Below are 12,959 nucleotides of genomic sequence, written 5' to 3'. Positions count from 1 at the left end.
GGCTCAGTTATAGCAGCGGAAAAATTCTGGTCGTTAGTGAGCGGTTGGAGTAAACTGTCCCATTTACGAGGTCTGGTCAACCACTGCTGAGAAGCCTGTAATGGCGTAAAACCGTTGCTTATGACTTGAACTGTCCCATTTTTGGCTAAAGATGGGACAGTTCAAGCCAACAAGTACTCAAGCAAAGTAATCGCTGAAAGCTTTAATTCATGAGCCTTTCAGCCTTAACGACCATTTTTTGTCCGCTGCTATAACTGAGCCTATATACACAGGAAGATTTGGAAACCTTAAAAGCTCTAAACCGCTTCCTACAGAAATGCCCCTCGATCGCCAAATTTGAGAAAGTCTACTTCTCTTAAAAAACTCTGAAACCTAAACACAAAGGACTTAAAGCAATGCCGAGACTTAATGAAGCTGAATCAAAATCGATTGAACTGCCCAATGTAAACGGCAAGACCAAGCAATCTAAGAGCGATCGCCACACTGCCACAGCCAGCGCTGCCCATCAAGCCACCGTGCAGGATAAAGCAACCTTAGCCGTTCGCACTCAGCAGCAGTTGGCAGGGATTCAGCAATCACTAGGCAAAATTGCCAGCGACAGAACCAACGCCATAGAGCAGGTGAGTGACACCCTTGCCTACCTTTACTCGCCTCAAACATTTCACGCCGACGTGATGACCCGCACGGCTGAGAAATTGGGGCTGAAAGCTGCTGAACCTGAACCCGAAGTCATCACCCTAGATTCTCTTAGTGATTGCTTTTCACGGTTTGCCGATTCGGTAGAGTACCCCGCGATCGCTGCCTCATCTGCCCTTGGTTGCCTGCCAATGTAGTTTCGTACAAAACCCATGAAGCGCCCAAAGATTAAGCCGCCTAAGCCAGCGCCGCCGCCCTGTGATGGGCAATTGCCCCTATTCGACCGCATGACAAACATCATCATCGAAACCGACAGTGACCCCGACTATGAACGAGCCAAAAAAATCTTTAGCGAATTACTCAAAGAAATGTGATGACAGCCAAAACCGCCGCACCCGAAACAGATATCAGTGATGAAGCCAGAAACGAGCAAATCTATCATGCAATGGCAACAGAGCTTTTAGGCGATGCTCTTAGGCGATTAGCCTGGTATCAAGAAAAATTTCAGTTGCCACTCGAAACCGCTAAAGGTGTAACCGCCGCCGTGGTGATTAACTTCTACGAATCTTAAAGAGCAGTGCGATCGCATCCCTGAGAAAGTCGCGATCGCCCCTGCCTTGTCCACTCAACAGGACTATTGCCATCATGCAGCAAACAGACCAGACACTACAAATTACGCCCTACCAGCAATCCACCGGATCACAACTGGTTCAAGTGGGCGATCGCGTTTACAGCATCACCGAAGTTCATCCCACTGCCCTACAGCCCAATCCAGCAAGCCCTTACCCTAACGGCTTTTGGGATTCCTTCAGATGGCTAGCAGCAGGTTTAGTTGGAATGTTCTTTTTCGGCTTCCTTGCCTACAGTATCGGTCGATTGTTCGTTCCGGCTCCCTTGCCAGCCGCCCCCGCCGTTCCTCCGTCACCACCCGTCATCGTTATTCAGCCGCCCATCGAAAAGAAGCCATTCACCCGTAGGGATTGCAAAGCAGATGGTCTTTTTGGATGGGGCGAAACCTGTACCGAGGAGCGCGGCTATGAGTGACCAAACTCCTTCAACCGAAGACTTTCAGACGGTGATCAATGCGCTCCTAGGGCAGATCAAACAGCAGAATAAACCCACCAAAATCCCACCTAAAAATACTTGGGTACAGAAACACTTTGGCGCACCAAAAAGCTTAGAAGCGGTGATATGGCGTGGCTGTTGGCTGTTCGTCATTCCAGCGATCGCCGCTCGGTTGTGGCTACCCGTTGCGGATTGGTGCTTTTCCAACGGATATCCACTCATCACTTTAGGAAGCGCTGTTGGTATTGCGATCGCCTGGTATCTGCTCTATCTGTTTGCCATCAACTCAGAAGGAGCAAAGGATATCCAAAAGCTGGTAGAAATGCAGTTCACCATTCCCAGTGCCGTCGCTTTCTTTGTCATCGCATGGGAGGCATTGAGCCATGGTGGATGAGATTAAGCCCTACCAGTTGGTAGAAATTTATGGGCAGAGCCGCCACACCCGCACCAATAGTTGGGTTTATAGTTTGTTGGCACTGGCAAGCGCCCTGGTCGGGTTTGGGTTTCAGTTTAGTGAATTGCCCCGCAGAACAGAAAGTGCGATCGCGTTTTGGATCGGCAGCGCTGCTCTATGCCATCGGGCTAAATCTGCCACAGAGCAAGCTGAGAAATATCAACATCGCCGCGATGTGTTGGAATGGGCATCGGAGGAAGCGACCCTAAACGCGATCGTCAAATCGGTGCAACCGTCCCTGCCCTCTATCCAGCTTGCAGCGGCACAACGCACCGAGCGCCCCTTACTATTACCCGCAGGCACAAGCCAATTAGAAGCATTTGCCTCAGCAGTGCAACAGCTTTTAGCTGAACACCTGGAAATTCGCACAGATTATGTAAACGCGATTGCGGGACCACAAATGGTTCAGTTGCAGTTGCGCCCGCATGACCTGAAGAAAATTAAACAGCTTCAGTCTGATGGGGTAGCAGATTCGATCCAAGCGCTGCTGAGTTTATCGGATGCCCCCGTGCTGACTTTAGAAAAGGGTGCGATCGCCCTCTCCATTCCCAGACCGGATCGCCAGTTCTGCCACTTTGCCGACTACATCCACCCGGTAACAGATGGGGCGATGCGGATGGCGATTGGGGTGAATGTCAGAGGCGAACTGGTAGAGGAAGAGTTGAGCGGCGATCGCTTGCAGCATTTTGTGGTGGGAGGTGCCCCGCGCCAGGGCAAGAGCCAATGGATTCTTTCAGCAATGGGCAGCCTAGTCGATAGATACAGCCCAGAGCAGATTCAATTTATCTGCGGTGATGGGAAAGGCGGCGTGACGTTGGGATTCATGAAAGGTAGTCCTTATCTATTGCAGCCAGTGTCTTACACCCGTGAGGATGCGGCTGAGTTGGTGAAATACCTAAAAGAGTTGGTGGGCGATCGCTATGCCCAGTTCAGGACAGTGGGTGCCCAAACCATTGATGACTATGGTTCTACCACGGGTAAACCCATGCCCTACATCGGTGTGTTTTGGGATGAGTTTCAAGACTTGTTTGCCCTTGACCCTCGTTCGCCAGAGTTACCGATCCTTGAATCACTGGCAAGTTTAGCCCCTGCCGCTGGTGTCTTTTTTGTCTGGTCATCACAGCGGATCGATGGAAAGCTATTGCCTCCGCAAATTAACAGCAAATGCCTTTCAAGGCTATGCCTGAAGGTGCAAAAGGATCGGGATTCTGAGTTTGTTCTGAATGGGGATACCGCTGGAGTTAACCTACTCGGTAAGGGGGATTTGCTCTATGACGACGGCAAAGAAACCCAGCGCTTGCAAGGGCTTTATTTGCCCCATCGAGATACGGTTTTCAAATCTAATCTAGCCCTGCCGACAAGCATTAAGCCGGGTCTATCGGCTCCCACATTGGAGCAATTTAGCCAAGAATTCAAAGCACCCACGCCGCGAGAACTGCTTGAAAAATCCTTCAGTTTGCCTACCGTCGATCAGCCTGAAGCTGAAAGCGAATTCGCAAATGATGACCTAAAAAGCTTGGCTCAATACCTGCAAAAGAAACGAGAAATCTCAGTGCGAGACGTGAAATATTCTTGGGGCAGTAATCGCGGTTTCAAAGCGGATCAGGTGGATGATTTCTTAATACAGTTAATGGAACATGGTTCAATCGAAACCTATACCCCGGATGGGTGCCGTGCTGAGTGGGTGAAATGGCTCAAATGAGGGGATGCCCTCAAAGTGCTGTTTAGTGCTGTGTTCGCTCATAAATCGAGAACACAGCACTTTTTAGGTTTAGACAGCACACAGCACTTTTTAGACAGCACACAGCACTTTTTAGACGGCACTAACACAGCAGCGCTAGACAGCAGCTTTGTAGAGAGAGAAAAGCAAACTTCCTCAACTACAAACCTAGGGAGTTTTTATTAAGTGAGGCGATTCCTACGGCGATCGCAGCCTGAAAACTAACGAACTAACACTTGCTGTAAGTAACACTTTTCGATTTTGCCTACCTCTCTGCCAAGGGCGATCGCTGCCTAGAATTTTGGCTGAACTGTCACTTCCTATAAGTGTCACTTTTGGAGCGGAACTTTCATTTCCTATAAGTTCAACTTTTGGAAGTGACACCCTAGATCCAAAAATGCCGCAATCATCTACGAGCAAAGCGATTGCGGCGTTTCTCCCTCATAGAAACTTCCTTGCCACACTTCACTTTCTATAAGCTTCACTTTTCTCTTTCAGAGTGAGGGCGTTTTGTACAAAATTAATTGAGGATTTGTAGTGCCTAACTTTATCGTTTTAGCTTCGCCTGAACCTGAGCCGGATCAGCGCACCGTAATCGCGCAAGGGCTAAAAAATGCTCGATTGTTAGAGGACTCACTTTTGTTGTTACGTCTGGCGATCGCAGAGTTTGAACAACTTGACGACCAAAGCAAGCAATATCGCACGGTCGCAGCGTTGCTTGATGCACTAGCTTCACAGCTTGATTGTTTCGGGGAAGAAAATCGTGTCGGATGGGAGCGATTAGAAAAAAGTTAGGCACTACATTTTCAAACTGGCAACCCTAACCGCGCTGCCGTTCTTGCCAGTTGGTCTAATTGGGCAGCGACCTTTTTAATCTCGCGCTCGATTTTGGTCAACTCCTGACCACGGGCGATCGCCGCTTCCATCTTGCCCAATTCAGCCAGCGGCACATATTGGGATTTTGAGCCATTGCTTAGCAGCTTGCCCTTGCCAGCGCGAAGCCGTCCATACTTGCAATTAGTCTGACTTTTGCCGCTGGCAGTTCCACCCGCCGATGATGCTTCCAGCCGAACGCCTTGCAAGCATTGTCCTGACCCTCGAATTGCCGCCGCTTCAGTCAAGAGACCGTTCAGTTTTGCTTGCAATGCCTCAACCCGGTTCATAGCTATTCATGTTACTTTTGCACACTACCTTACAAAGGTAACATGAATAGCAAAGGTGAGGCAACATTCAACCCGCACGAGGGAATCGGGAAAAGTGGAAGGCAAGGATCGGACAATTAATCAGTTTCCCTGATTGGACTAAATCTACTGCTCCCAACGGCTGAAACGCAATGAATTCGATGACTAATTGCTCACACGGCAATTAGTCAATGATCTTAAATGCTTACTGAATAGGAGTTCTAGAATCAGTCCAGCTTTTTGGACTAAACTTGGACTAACACCCTGTTTTTGACCTGTCAATTTTTGAAGTGAATACAGGGCGTGAGTTAATCAGTTAATCGGATTAATCAAAATGAAACTTGCTCACGTCGCCGGGAAAATTCCACCCGATCATTATACTGCCCTGCAATTGATTCAAGAGGCGACCGGGCAGTCTGAAAGCGCCCTGGTCAGAGAAGCGATCGCACTCTATCTGAAGAAGTCAAAAGCGCCGATCATCAAATCGCGCTTGGATCAGATTGAAGAGAGGTTAAACAAGCTTGCAGCGCTCATCATCCAATAAGCGTCTATACGATTGACTAGACAGTTTACTATATCGTCTATACTAACAGGTAACCAAGTATAGACGGCGGTATAGATGACACCTTCCATTCTGGCAACATTCAAGCTTTCTCCTGAGCAGTGGGAGGCATTCAAGGCAAGAGCCAACACCCGCGATACTAATGCTTCACAGGTATTAAAGCGCTTGGTATCCAGCTACCTAGAAGGGCATCTAGATGATTATCTAGATACAGGCATAGACGCACCCAATCGTATAGACGGTAATCTAGGTGAGAGTATAGACGCTCGTATAGACGAAAGATTGAAGCGTATAGACGAGAGTATAGACCAGCGTATAGACGAAAGATTGAAGCATCTAGACGCTAAAACTAATCGTATAGACGTGGGTATAGACCAGCCAAAAAAGCGACGGGTGGCGTAGCTGCCACTGGCAACGAGCAACGAGCCGATGGGCAAAGATTGCTCACCACTCAGCAAGCGTATGCCGTTGCTGTTGCCGCCGGATGCGATCGCAGCTACAACGGGTTTAGAACTTGGAGCAAGCGCAATCCTGCCGACTGCCTCGCGCTGTACGGTTTAAAAGGCACTGGCTATTCTGGCAAAAGCAATATTGCGTCTAGCTTTGAGCGAGTGAAAGCGGACGCTGCGCCGCTCCTATCGTCGCGCCCCTGACTTAAACTATTGAAGTTCCATCATGCCTAGCAGCCGCTTACCAGGCTGCTTTTTAATGCAAAGCTACTTGTCATCTCGCAGCATGTCAGGACAGATATCCGGGTATTGGGAATTGTCTTCTCTAATCCTCTCCTGAAACTCCCGATTCTTTTTTCAGTGGAATCCTGACACTCTGTTTTAAATTCGCTAATCCCCTCAGGAAACTCAGGATTAATTCTTAAACTTGTTGAGCCAACTTGATTCGATGCCAATTTCCAGCTTGCGATCGCTCGGTGACGGCGCTCCGCCAGTTTTAGCTTTTTCTCGCTTACCTTGCTGCCTGCCAACTTAAACTCTCTATAAGTTAAACTTTCCTCTCTGCAATTTGCTCAACGGGTCCACGCCAATCGTTGTTGGCTGTTTGCCGGAACAAGCGAACGGCAGGATAAAACATTGATCCGCTGGTGCCTAACTGCCAGCGCCAATCTGGACTTTTTTGCAGCAAGATAGCTGTTTTTACACCCATTGCCGCCGATATAGAACCAGCCAGTCACGGGGATACACTTTTTCTCCGAGCGATGCCAACCCCTCAACCAACTGCATATCAGGGTTAATGTAAACTCTGATTCGGTGTTCAGGAGCAAATGATTTAATCGTCCAAAGTGCCATTAACTGACGAGCAGGTTGATTGCAGCCCTCGCCAGTGAGAACCACGCGATCGCCCAACTTGAACTGGGAAGTCATGCAATTGCCCTTTCTAAAACTGCCAGTGGTACAAATTTCCTAATCTCTGCCCTGACTTCCTCCGAATCTGCCCCTTTCCACATCGCCTGCACGTCTGCTAAGGACTCTGAAGTGAGCCACTTTTCAAGCTCCGGAGGGATTTTCAGAGAGATCGCACCCCCCTGATTTATCCCTTGATTTAGGGGGGGTGCGATCGCTAGCTTACGCCTTTGGATAATCCCTAAAAGTTCTTCTAACTGAGGTTTTTGGACTTCATAGCGCAGGTTGTTTTTATTGCCTCGTCGTTTGGTCTTAATCCCGTGACGGGTGAGAATCTCGCCCATTATCTGCTGAGCGGACAGTCCCTCAATATTTCGGAAACCGAAGGCTATCTTAAATTCGTGAGGATGATTGCGGATGAAGTCAGCGATTGGCTTTATCAGGTCGGAAGTAAGTTCCTCTATTTCTCCGGCTGCGATCGCGCGAATTAATGCCGCTGCCCCTGACTGCTCCAACAGCCAAACCTTGACCGCTAGAGGATTCCAATCTTGTGGATTCTTTGGGTTTTGGTTGATGGTTTTGGCTGTTGCCTCGGTTGCTAAATCGGGCGATAGCACCGCTTCAAGTGCTTTGATCTGAGATCGGGTTCGCCCCTTGCGATCAAAAGACACATCAGAAGCTGAAACCTGTTCAAGTCGATAGAATTCACCGATATAGAACTTTTCAAGGCTTAGCACCTGCTCTGGGGCGAGTGGATCGGATTGTTCGGCTAACTCTTCCGCTTGTTGCTTGGTGATGGATTCTGCGCTTGAGACAGCTTGATAGCGACGCTCCTTAACCGCTTGGCTGGCAGCCTTGACCACCGTTCCCATGACTGATAGCGCTGCTTTAGATAAGGCTGGTGCTTGAATCGTGACTCGCTTTCCTCTCCGCTGGAGTAAGGCAATCACGGTTTCTCGCAGAGCAAACATGCCCCGATTACGACGCACTTCGATCGCCGCCAGCATTTTCAAGTTTTGACTTTGCCAGTCCAGACAATCAATCCCAATCGCAGTATCAGGAGTCAACGAGTTTCTAACCAGCCGCGCCGCCGTCGTGTTCAGTTGCTTAAACTCTTTCAAGAAGGTTGCGATCGATTGCGCTTTACTTAATCGGCTGTAAGCGCTGCCTTTATTGGCAATCCAAATGAATCGGGGAACGTTGCTGTCTCTCGGACGATCGGGCGCTTGAGCAATGCTATGGGCTGAAATTGAACACCCTTCATAGAAGCCCCAAACACTATCAATTAAGTTGGTGTGATGCTCGAAAGAGAAACCCTGAACCACTGAAGGCGACGAGATGACGTACTTGATACCTTTCAGGATTAAGCTGGGTAAATCACGCCCCTTGCTGCTTAAGAGGCTTGCCTGAAGTTCACCGCCGCTGGTGTCTCCAGTAATTAAAAGTGTTCGCTCTCGCCCTAAAAGCTCTGTAAGAGTCTCAGCAAAAGCTTTTGAGTCAGCATTGATATAAATAATCTTGCCTTCGGGCGCTTGCTTATCGCGCTCTTGGAGCATGGCGATCGCACCATTCTTGGAGCCGTCGATGATGGTCGCCTCGTAGGTGAGTGCCTGCCGGTTCGATCTGACTAAATAAGCTCGTTCCCCTCGAATTGCTTCGACATGTTGCAACACTTCCTCCGACAGGTCAGCATCGGCGATTATTACTAACCCAGCCTCTCGAATCCGCCGCCCTGTCTCACTTGATAAGAGCGGTCGCATCCCATTTTTGTTAGAAAGCTTTGAACTTAATTCAAACTCAAGAGTGGCTGAAGTCTCGTCCAAAACAAACACTTCAGCTTCGACGGCTGAGACTTTGAGCAATGAAGGCACACAAACCGAGCCGCCGTTTACAGGCACTCCATCTTTAAGTAGTTTTGAGCCGTGTCGATCTCCATCGTTGATGAACACGCCGTCCCAGCCTGCCGCCTGGTCACGCCCCAGGCTGGTAAGGGAAGTAACTGATAACCATTTCCGCCCTTCGACCATTAAAGCGATCGCTTTTGATTTGGATGTTCCAGTATTGCCATACAACGCAACAAGCCCCTCTCTAGGAAGCTCTAAGGCGACTTCGGTAAATTCTTGATCGCCAATATTGAGGTCAGGTTTACGCCGTACTTCATGGGCTAATTGACGAGATACAGCCCACTGAGCAAACGAGATGGCTTCAGAATGGGCTTTTTCCCAAGCGCTCGCGCCGCAGTTCACAATTAAGTCATCTACGCCCTTGCCTTGGGTTTGGCTCCACTGGGCGATCTCCACCTGACAGCCAGCCTTACCCAGGACGAACCCCAAACGAGAGAGAGCCGCGCTGACATCTGCTCTGGTTTTGGGCTTATCGTCCTGGTCAAAGGCGATCGTAATCTTGCGCCCTGGCGTAGCGAACCGTTGCAAATCTGGGATGAGTTCTGGTTTCAGCCTGCGAACTCTCTCACCGTTGATGATGTCATTCTCCAGGACTCCACAGCGAACGCCGTACAACGCGATCGCAACATAGCCGTGGGATAGTAAACAGAGAGATTTCTTTCCGCCCTCAGTGAGAATGACTGGGATTTCTGGGTGAAGCTCTAGCCAATCCCAAAAACTCTCACCGGGTGGGGGAACTTCACAGCTATAACGCTGAGCGATCGCCCGTCTCGTTTCCCGGTTGACCGCTGGCAAAAACGCCCGTAAACCGTTGCCTTTAGGGGTCTGGTACTTTTGTGTTTTACCTTTTTTGTCGGTTAACGGTTTCTCTGGCTTGAACTGCCAGAATGAATCGGCTTCATTTTTCAGCCCTGCCAGAGTTCCAAAGTCGTGAGGTTTGCGGGTTTGCCATTGGGTATGAACTTCAAACCCTAGCGTCTGGTGTGTCTCCCAGTAGCCCGTGTCTTCAATGAAGTTAACGGCACTTTGGAACAGGTCAGGGGCGATCGCGCTGCCGTGAATGAACTCATCGGCGGTTCGTTGCTCAAAGTTTTTTTGGATAGGGTCGATCGCACTCATGACTCGCCCCCCTCCAACAATGAAAGCTGCTCCGGTGGCTGCGGCTGTGGCTTGGGCAAATGCCGACTAAATGATTGCGCCTGGGGCTGAGTGAGATTGCGAATGAAGCGATCGCACTGTGGGCAATGCAACTCTGCAAAATGCTGGTCGTCGATGCCAGTTCGGATCTCAAGGTTGAGACTGCGGCAACCGCTGCAACGTAAAACCAGACTCATAAGCCGCCCCTTGCCGTAGGTTGGGCTTGAGTCCCAAAAATCCCGTTGTGAGATATACGAGTAAGATTGATATAAAATGTTAGGACAAATGTCAGGAAACTCTGACAAACGCTTTCAGGTAGCGTATTTTGGGTTAAAAATGGAGACATGGTAACTGAAAAATGGAGACATGGTAACTGCCTCCTTTTGTAGTTATTCATACTAATTTCCCGCTTAGCGGGGAGTGACCCTGATGAGTTTGTTGGGTGTTAAGCAATCAAAACTCACTCAGGCTGAACAATCTAAAACCCGATGTAGGTGGAACTACGTCGGGTTTTTTGATTTATTGAGAAGATTGTAAAAGGCTTCGTTGCAGCATTTCTCTTGCCATCCCTGTAAGAGTGGTTTCGTTGGCGATCGCCTGGTTCCGAATTGCTTCAATGTCTTTTCTGGGCAGTCGGACATTCATAACTTCCAGCGGCTCTTTTTTCATTGCCAGATCCCTCTTTGTTCGGACGTTTGCACACGGACTTAAGCAGAATAGTAGCGTTGATCTTGCTATTTGCGATCGCTTCTTTCAAACTTTCTCCAATTAAGTACAAATGCTCAGCAGCTTTCTAGGCAAGCTTTTCACGCGGTATACCGTGATATTTGAGATGCTAAGCTTCTCTATTTCTCTTAACTGCATACCAGATAAAACACGTGAACCTTTTTCCACCCTAAACCTCAGCAGAATTAAATATCTGGTCAGCGGTCAGTTGCAGCCCTGGCAGAGCAATCGATATAACCTGTTCATCCGCTCGAAACTGCTGAAAGAAATACTCACCATCGACTAATTGATAAATGGTAATTGTCGGACGTTTAGGTGAGCCAATATACCGAGCAGCCCCTAAAGGAATGTAGTCCACAATCCAATATTCAGCGATGCCCATTTCTTCATAGTCAGTTAGCTTCACCCCATAGTCATCCCGCCAGTTGGTGCTTGCCACCTCGATCGCTAGCTTAACGGTCGCTCCATCATGGATGGTTGACTTTTTTGCCCAATCTGGTTCATGGGCGATCGCCGCTCTATCGAGTAAAATCACGTCTGGCTTATAGCCTTGTCTATCCCGGTAGGGCTTGACTGTAGCTGTTTTAGGAATGAAATAAGGTAACGATGCCCGGTCAAGTTCAATTCCCAGTTTGAGAGAAAGGAACCCAGCAATCGCTTCATGTGTCCCTGTAGGATTCAATTCGGTTGGCACCCCTTCATATAGCTCGAAAATCCGACCGTCTTCAGGATGCCATTCCAGGAACTCATCGAAAGACATTGGTTTTGGGATGGCTTGAATCATTGCGATCGCTCCTCCTATCCTCTGACTGCCAACATCCGATCCACCGTTTGCGCCTGCTGTTGGGCAAGTGCTACCAGTTGGGCAACAGCATCAGCGTTTTTATCCGCAGTTGCCGCTTGCCTTTCTACAGTTCGCTCTAAGCGGGTGATGTTGTCACTCAGAATAGAATTTTGAGCCGCTAAATCGTCAATTTTGCCGCCTAGCGTGGTGCCCATCTGGTCAATGCGATCGCCTAAGCGCTCAATGCTGGCATTTACCTCACGGGTGCTTTGCTCCATCAAATCAGTCAACCTGGTGAGCGCTTGACGGTTTAGGTCAGCAAAATCTACCAGGGTGTCTAGTGTGCGGTCTAGCTGTGATTTTGTCATCGCGATCGCTCTCCTTACGCTGCTAATGATTGCCCACTCCGAAGGTGTACTGCTGTAGAGGGTTGAACTTGAGAAGTAAGCTCTTCCCAGTGATTCAGCAACGCCTCATCATTTGTGGATACTATTCCTTGATGAATCAGCAACACAGGTTCTAAGACTGACTGCCCTTCTCTGAAATATTCAGCAATCCGCAACTCTGGAGAGTAGCCGAGCGCGATCGCCATTGCTTCAACCTGCTCCGGGGTATGGCTTGTTAAATGGGCAAGGTCAACAAATAGAAATACGCCATCATCAGGAGTGATTTTAGGAATCCTTAGTTGGCTCCTGTCTCTCGACAAAACCGCCGAATTTGCAGACATATAACTTTCCCCTTTTCTTTGATGGTTCTTGGATTTCTAGCAGTTCTAAACCTCTTGTTTCTGCCAGCTTTTGACAGAGTTTCTGAGCTTCTTCTATTGAATCAGCCAGAATCGCCTCATAGTCTGTCTGCCACTCCTCTCGTTCAGGGTCGTTCAACATTACCGCGATCGCCCCTTACTTGCCTTTAGATTCCGACATTTCAGGATACTTCTCAGCAAAGCGCTGTTTGACCGCTAATTCCACAAGGAAAGCGGCAAGGTTAGCAGTTGGTCTGCCTTCCTTGTCTGCCCAATTCTCCAAGTCGTCAAATATGCCGTCCGGGAGAGTAATGGTTGTGCGCTTGCTCATATTCAAGTCGATAGACTTCATCGTGATCTTAGCTCCATAAAGCGAATTTGATAACACTAGCTATAAATTAGCAGCAATCCTATGCTTATAGCACTAATCCTATGCTAGTATCCAAAGCATACAACAGAGTTCATTGGACACGGCAAACAATCGCTGAATCTTTTAAACCCTGTTGCACTGCTACAAATTCCCTCTAACCCCAATGACGCGCAATGAACACTGTCCAAATCATTCAGGGATATGACTTTGAGGAACTAAGAATCGAGTTAAACCGAGTGAGATCGGGTGGAATGCCTAGAACCACTCTTTACGGCTGGATACGTCGCCTCAAGCTGATTCCCGGCATTGATGGGCTATAT

Annotated in this window: 20 protein-coding genes; 10 read left to right on the top strand and 10 right to left on the bottom strand. The window is 48.7% G+C overall.

Translation table 11 applies throughout. The features are described from left to right. Positions 1–395 precede the first annotated feature (395 nt). The 7 genes from AC1S5B_RS22590 to AC1S5B_RS22560 all read left to right on the top strand — a co-directional run bounded on the left by AC1S5B_RS22590 (position 396) and on the right by AC1S5B_RS22560 (position 4,670). Positions 396–833, top strand: coding sequence for a hypothetical protein (locus AC1S5B_RS22590; RefSeq protein ID WP_482037932.1), 438 nt, complete (start codon positions 396–398; stop codon positions 831–833). Positions 834–848: 15 nt separating this feature from the next. After that, positions 849–1,010, top strand: a complete 162-nt coding sequence (locus AC1S5B_RS22585; protein ID WP_482037931.1) for a hypothetical protein — start codon at positions 849–851, stop codon at positions 1,008–1,010. After that, the gene (locus AC1S5B_RS22580; RefSeq protein ID WP_482037930.1) at positions 1,010–1,207 is read left to right on the top strand and encodes a hypothetical protein; all 198 of its coding nucleotides are present in this window, start codon (positions 1,010–1,012) and stop codon (positions 1,205–1,207) included. The genes AC1S5B_RS22585 and AC1S5B_RS22580 overlap by 1 nt, the downstream gene beginning before the upstream one ends. A gap of 74 nt (positions 1,208–1,281) precedes the next feature. Further along, positions 1,282–1,680: a hypothetical protein gene (locus AC1S5B_RS22575; RefSeq protein WP_482037929.1), complete on the top strand. Its 399-nt coding sequence runs from the start codon at positions 1,282–1,284 to the stop codon at positions 1,678–1,680. Beyond that, positions 1,673–2,095 carry a hypothetical protein gene (locus AC1S5B_RS22570; protein ID WP_482037928.1) on the top strand — a complete coding sequence of 141 codons (423 nt, stop codon included), beginning with the start codon at positions 1,673–1,675 and terminating at the stop codon, positions 2,093–2,095. Before AC1S5B_RS22575 ends, AC1S5B_RS22570 begins: the two co-directional genes overlap by 8 nt. Beyond that, positions 2,085–3,857: an FtsK/SpoIIIE domain-containing protein gene (locus AC1S5B_RS22565; RefSeq protein WP_482037927.1), complete on the top strand. Its 1,773-nt coding sequence runs from the start codon at positions 2,085–2,087 to the stop codon at positions 3,855–3,857. Before AC1S5B_RS22570 ends, AC1S5B_RS22565 begins: the two co-directional genes overlap by 11 nt. A 555-nt stretch (positions 3,858–4,412) precedes the next feature. Continuing rightward, positions 4,413–4,670 carry a hypothetical protein gene (locus tag AC1S5B_RS22560; protein ID WP_482037926.1) on the top strand — a complete coding sequence of 86 codons (258 nt, stop codon included), beginning with the start codon at positions 4,413–4,415 and terminating at the stop codon, positions 4,668–4,670. 11 nt (positions 4,671–4,681) lie between these two features. On the opposite strand, the gene AC1S5B_RS22555 is transcribed toward AC1S5B_RS22560, so the two are convergent. Next, complete coding sequence (locus tag AC1S5B_RS22555; protein WP_482037925.1) at positions 4,682–5,038, bottom strand: hypothetical protein; 357 nt, start codon at positions 5,036–5,038, stop codon at positions 4,682–4,684. A 352-nt stretch (positions 5,039–5,390) separates the two neighbouring features. Here AC1S5B_RS22555 and AC1S5B_RS22550 point away from each other — a divergent pair, with 352 nt between their 5' ends. The 3 genes from AC1S5B_RS22550 to AC1S5B_RS22540 all read left to right on the top strand — a co-directional run bounded on the left by AC1S5B_RS22550 (position 5,391) and on the right by AC1S5B_RS22540 (position 6,271). Further along, complete coding sequence (locus AC1S5B_RS22550; RefSeq protein ID WP_482037924.1) at positions 5,391–5,600, top strand: hypothetical protein; 210 nt, start codon at positions 5,391–5,393, stop codon at positions 5,598–5,600. Positions 5,601–5,675: 75 nt separating this feature from the next. After that, a complete protein-coding gene (locus AC1S5B_RS22545) occupies positions 5,676–6,020 on the top strand; it encodes a hypothetical protein (RefSeq protein ID WP_482037923.1) in 345 nt (114 codons plus the stop codon). Between the two features lie 38 nt (positions 6,021–6,058). Beyond that, complete coding sequence (locus tag AC1S5B_RS22540) at positions 6,059–6,271, top strand: hypothetical protein (protein WP_482037922.1); 213 nt, start codon at positions 6,059–6,061, stop codon at positions 6,269–6,271. Between the two features lie 343 nt (positions 6,272–6,614). Here AC1S5B_RS22540 and AC1S5B_RS22535 read toward each other — a convergent pair whose 3' ends face one another. The 9 genes from AC1S5B_RS22535 to AC1S5B_RS22495 all read right to left on the bottom strand — a co-directional run bounded on the left by AC1S5B_RS22535 (position 6,615) and on the right by AC1S5B_RS22495 (position 12,621). After that, positions 6,615–6,776 (bottom strand): hypothetical protein, encoded by a 162-nt coding sequence (locus AC1S5B_RS22535; RefSeq protein WP_482037921.1) that lies wholly within the window; start codon positions 6,774–6,776, stop codon positions 6,615–6,617. After that, complete coding sequence (locus AC1S5B_RS22530; RefSeq protein ID WP_482037920.1) at positions 6,767–6,994, bottom strand: hypothetical protein; 228 nt, start codon at positions 6,992–6,994, stop codon at positions 6,767–6,769. The genes AC1S5B_RS22535 and AC1S5B_RS22530 overlap by 10 nt, the downstream gene beginning before the upstream one ends. Beyond that, positions 6,991–9,996, bottom strand: a complete 3,006-nt coding sequence (locus AC1S5B_RS22525; RefSeq protein ID WP_482037919.1) for a DUF3854 domain-containing protein — start codon at positions 9,994–9,996, stop codon at positions 6,991–6,993. Before AC1S5B_RS22525 ends, AC1S5B_RS22530 begins: the two co-directional genes overlap by 4 nt. Then, positions 9,993–10,211: a hypothetical protein gene (locus tag AC1S5B_RS22520; protein WP_482037918.1), complete on the bottom strand. Its 219-nt coding sequence runs from the start codon at positions 10,209–10,211 to the stop codon at positions 9,993–9,995. Before AC1S5B_RS22520 ends, AC1S5B_RS22525 begins: the two co-directional genes overlap by 4 nt. Before the next feature lie 322 nt (positions 10,212–10,533). Further along, positions 10,534–10,683, bottom strand: a complete 150-nt coding sequence (locus tag AC1S5B_RS22515) for a hypothetical protein (RefSeq protein WP_482037917.1) — start codon at positions 10,681–10,683, stop codon at positions 10,534–10,536. Between the two features lie 226 nt (positions 10,684–10,909). Next, entirely contained in the window at positions 10,910–11,524 is a 615-nt protein-coding gene (locus AC1S5B_RS22510; protein ID WP_482037916.1) for a Uma2 family endonuclease, read from the bottom strand. 14 nt (positions 11,525–11,538) lie between these two features. Continuing rightward, positions 11,539–11,892 (bottom strand): hypothetical protein, encoded by a 354-nt coding sequence (locus AC1S5B_RS22505; RefSeq protein ID WP_482037915.1) that lies wholly within the window; start codon positions 11,890–11,892, stop codon positions 11,539–11,541. 14 nt (positions 11,893–11,906) lie between these two features. Next, positions 11,907–12,251, bottom strand: a complete 345-nt coding sequence (locus AC1S5B_RS22500; protein ID WP_482037914.1) for a hypothetical protein — start codon at positions 12,249–12,251, stop codon at positions 11,907–11,909. 175 nt (positions 12,252–12,426) lie between these two features. Next, on the bottom strand, positions 12,427–12,621 hold the full coding sequence (locus AC1S5B_RS22495) for a ribbon-helix-helix domain-containing protein (RefSeq protein WP_482037913.1): 195 nt from the start codon (positions 12,619–12,621) through the stop codon (positions 12,427–12,429). Between the last annotated feature and the right edge of the window lie 338 nt (positions 12,622–12,959).

This window comes from Leptolyngbya sp. CALU 1928 (genome assembly GCF_056784215.1).
The sequence above is the reverse complement of the archived record's forward strand: the minus strand, read 5'-3'. Positions and strand labels throughout refer to the sequence as shown.

Coding starts and splice junctions, on each gene's coding strand:
- AC1S5B_RS22590 (WP_482037932.1), top strand. CDS start 396: ATGCCGAGACTTAATGAAGCTGAATCAAAATCGATTGAACTGCCCAAT.
- AC1S5B_RS22585 (WP_482037931.1), top strand. CDS start 849: ATGAAGCGCCCAAAGATTAAGCCGCCTAAGCCAGCGCCGCCGCCCTGT.
- AC1S5B_RS22580 (WP_482037930.1), top strand. CDS start 1,010: ATGACAGCCAAAACCGCCGCACCCGAAACAGATATCAGTGATGAAGCC.
- AC1S5B_RS22575 (WP_482037929.1), top strand. CDS start 1,282: ATGCAGCAAACAGACCAGACACTACAAATTACGCCCTACCAGCAATCC.
- AC1S5B_RS22570 (WP_482037928.1), top strand. CDS start 1,673: ATGAGTGACCAAACTCCTTCAACCGAAGACTTTCAGACGGTGATCAAT.
- AC1S5B_RS22565 (WP_482037927.1), top strand. CDS start 2,085: ATGGTGGATGAGATTAAGCCCTACCAGTTGGTAGAAATTTATGGGCAG.
- AC1S5B_RS22555 (WP_482037925.1), bottom strand. CDS start 5,038: ATGAACCGGGTTGAGGCATTGCAAGCAAAACTGAACGGTCTCTTGACT.
- AC1S5B_RS22550 (WP_482037924.1), top strand. CDS start 5,391: ATGAAACTTGCTCACGTCGCCGGGAAAATTCCACCCGATCATTATACT.
- AC1S5B_RS22545 (WP_482037923.1), top strand. CDS start 5,676: ATGACACCTTCCATTCTGGCAACATTCAAGCTTTCTCCTGAGCAGTGG.
- AC1S5B_RS22535 (WP_482037921.1), bottom strand. CDS start 6,776: ATGGGTGTAAAAACAGCTATCTTGCTGCAAAAAAGTCCAGATTGGCGC.
- AC1S5B_RS22530 (WP_482037920.1), bottom strand. CDS start 6,994: ATGACTTCCCAGTTCAAGTTGGGCGATCGCGTGGTTCTCACTGGCGAG.
- AC1S5B_RS22525 (WP_482037919.1), bottom strand. CDS start 9,996: ATGAGTGCGATCGACCCTATCCAAAAAAACTTTGAGCAACGAACCGCC.
- AC1S5B_RS22520 (WP_482037918.1), bottom strand. CDS start 10,211: ATGAGTCTGGTTTTACGTTGCAGCGGTTGCCGCAGTCTCAACCTTGAG.
- AC1S5B_RS22515 (WP_482037917.1), bottom strand. CDS start 10,683: ATGAAAAAAGAGCCGCTGGAAGTTATGAATGTCCGACTGCCCAGAAAA.
- AC1S5B_RS22510 (WP_482037916.1), bottom strand. CDS start 11,524: ATGATTCAAGCCATCCCAAAACCAATGTCTTTCGATGAGTTCCTGGAA.
- AC1S5B_RS22505 (WP_482037915.1), bottom strand. CDS start 11,892: ATGACAAAATCACAGCTAGACCGCACACTAGACACCCTGGTAGATTTT.
- AC1S5B_RS22500 (WP_482037914.1), bottom strand. CDS start 12,251: ATGTCTGCAAATTCGGCGGTTTTGTCGAGAGACAGGAGCCAACTAAGG.
- AC1S5B_RS22495 (WP_482037913.1), bottom strand. CDS start 12,621: ATGAAGTCTATCGACTTGAATATGAGCAAGCGCACAACCATTACTCTC.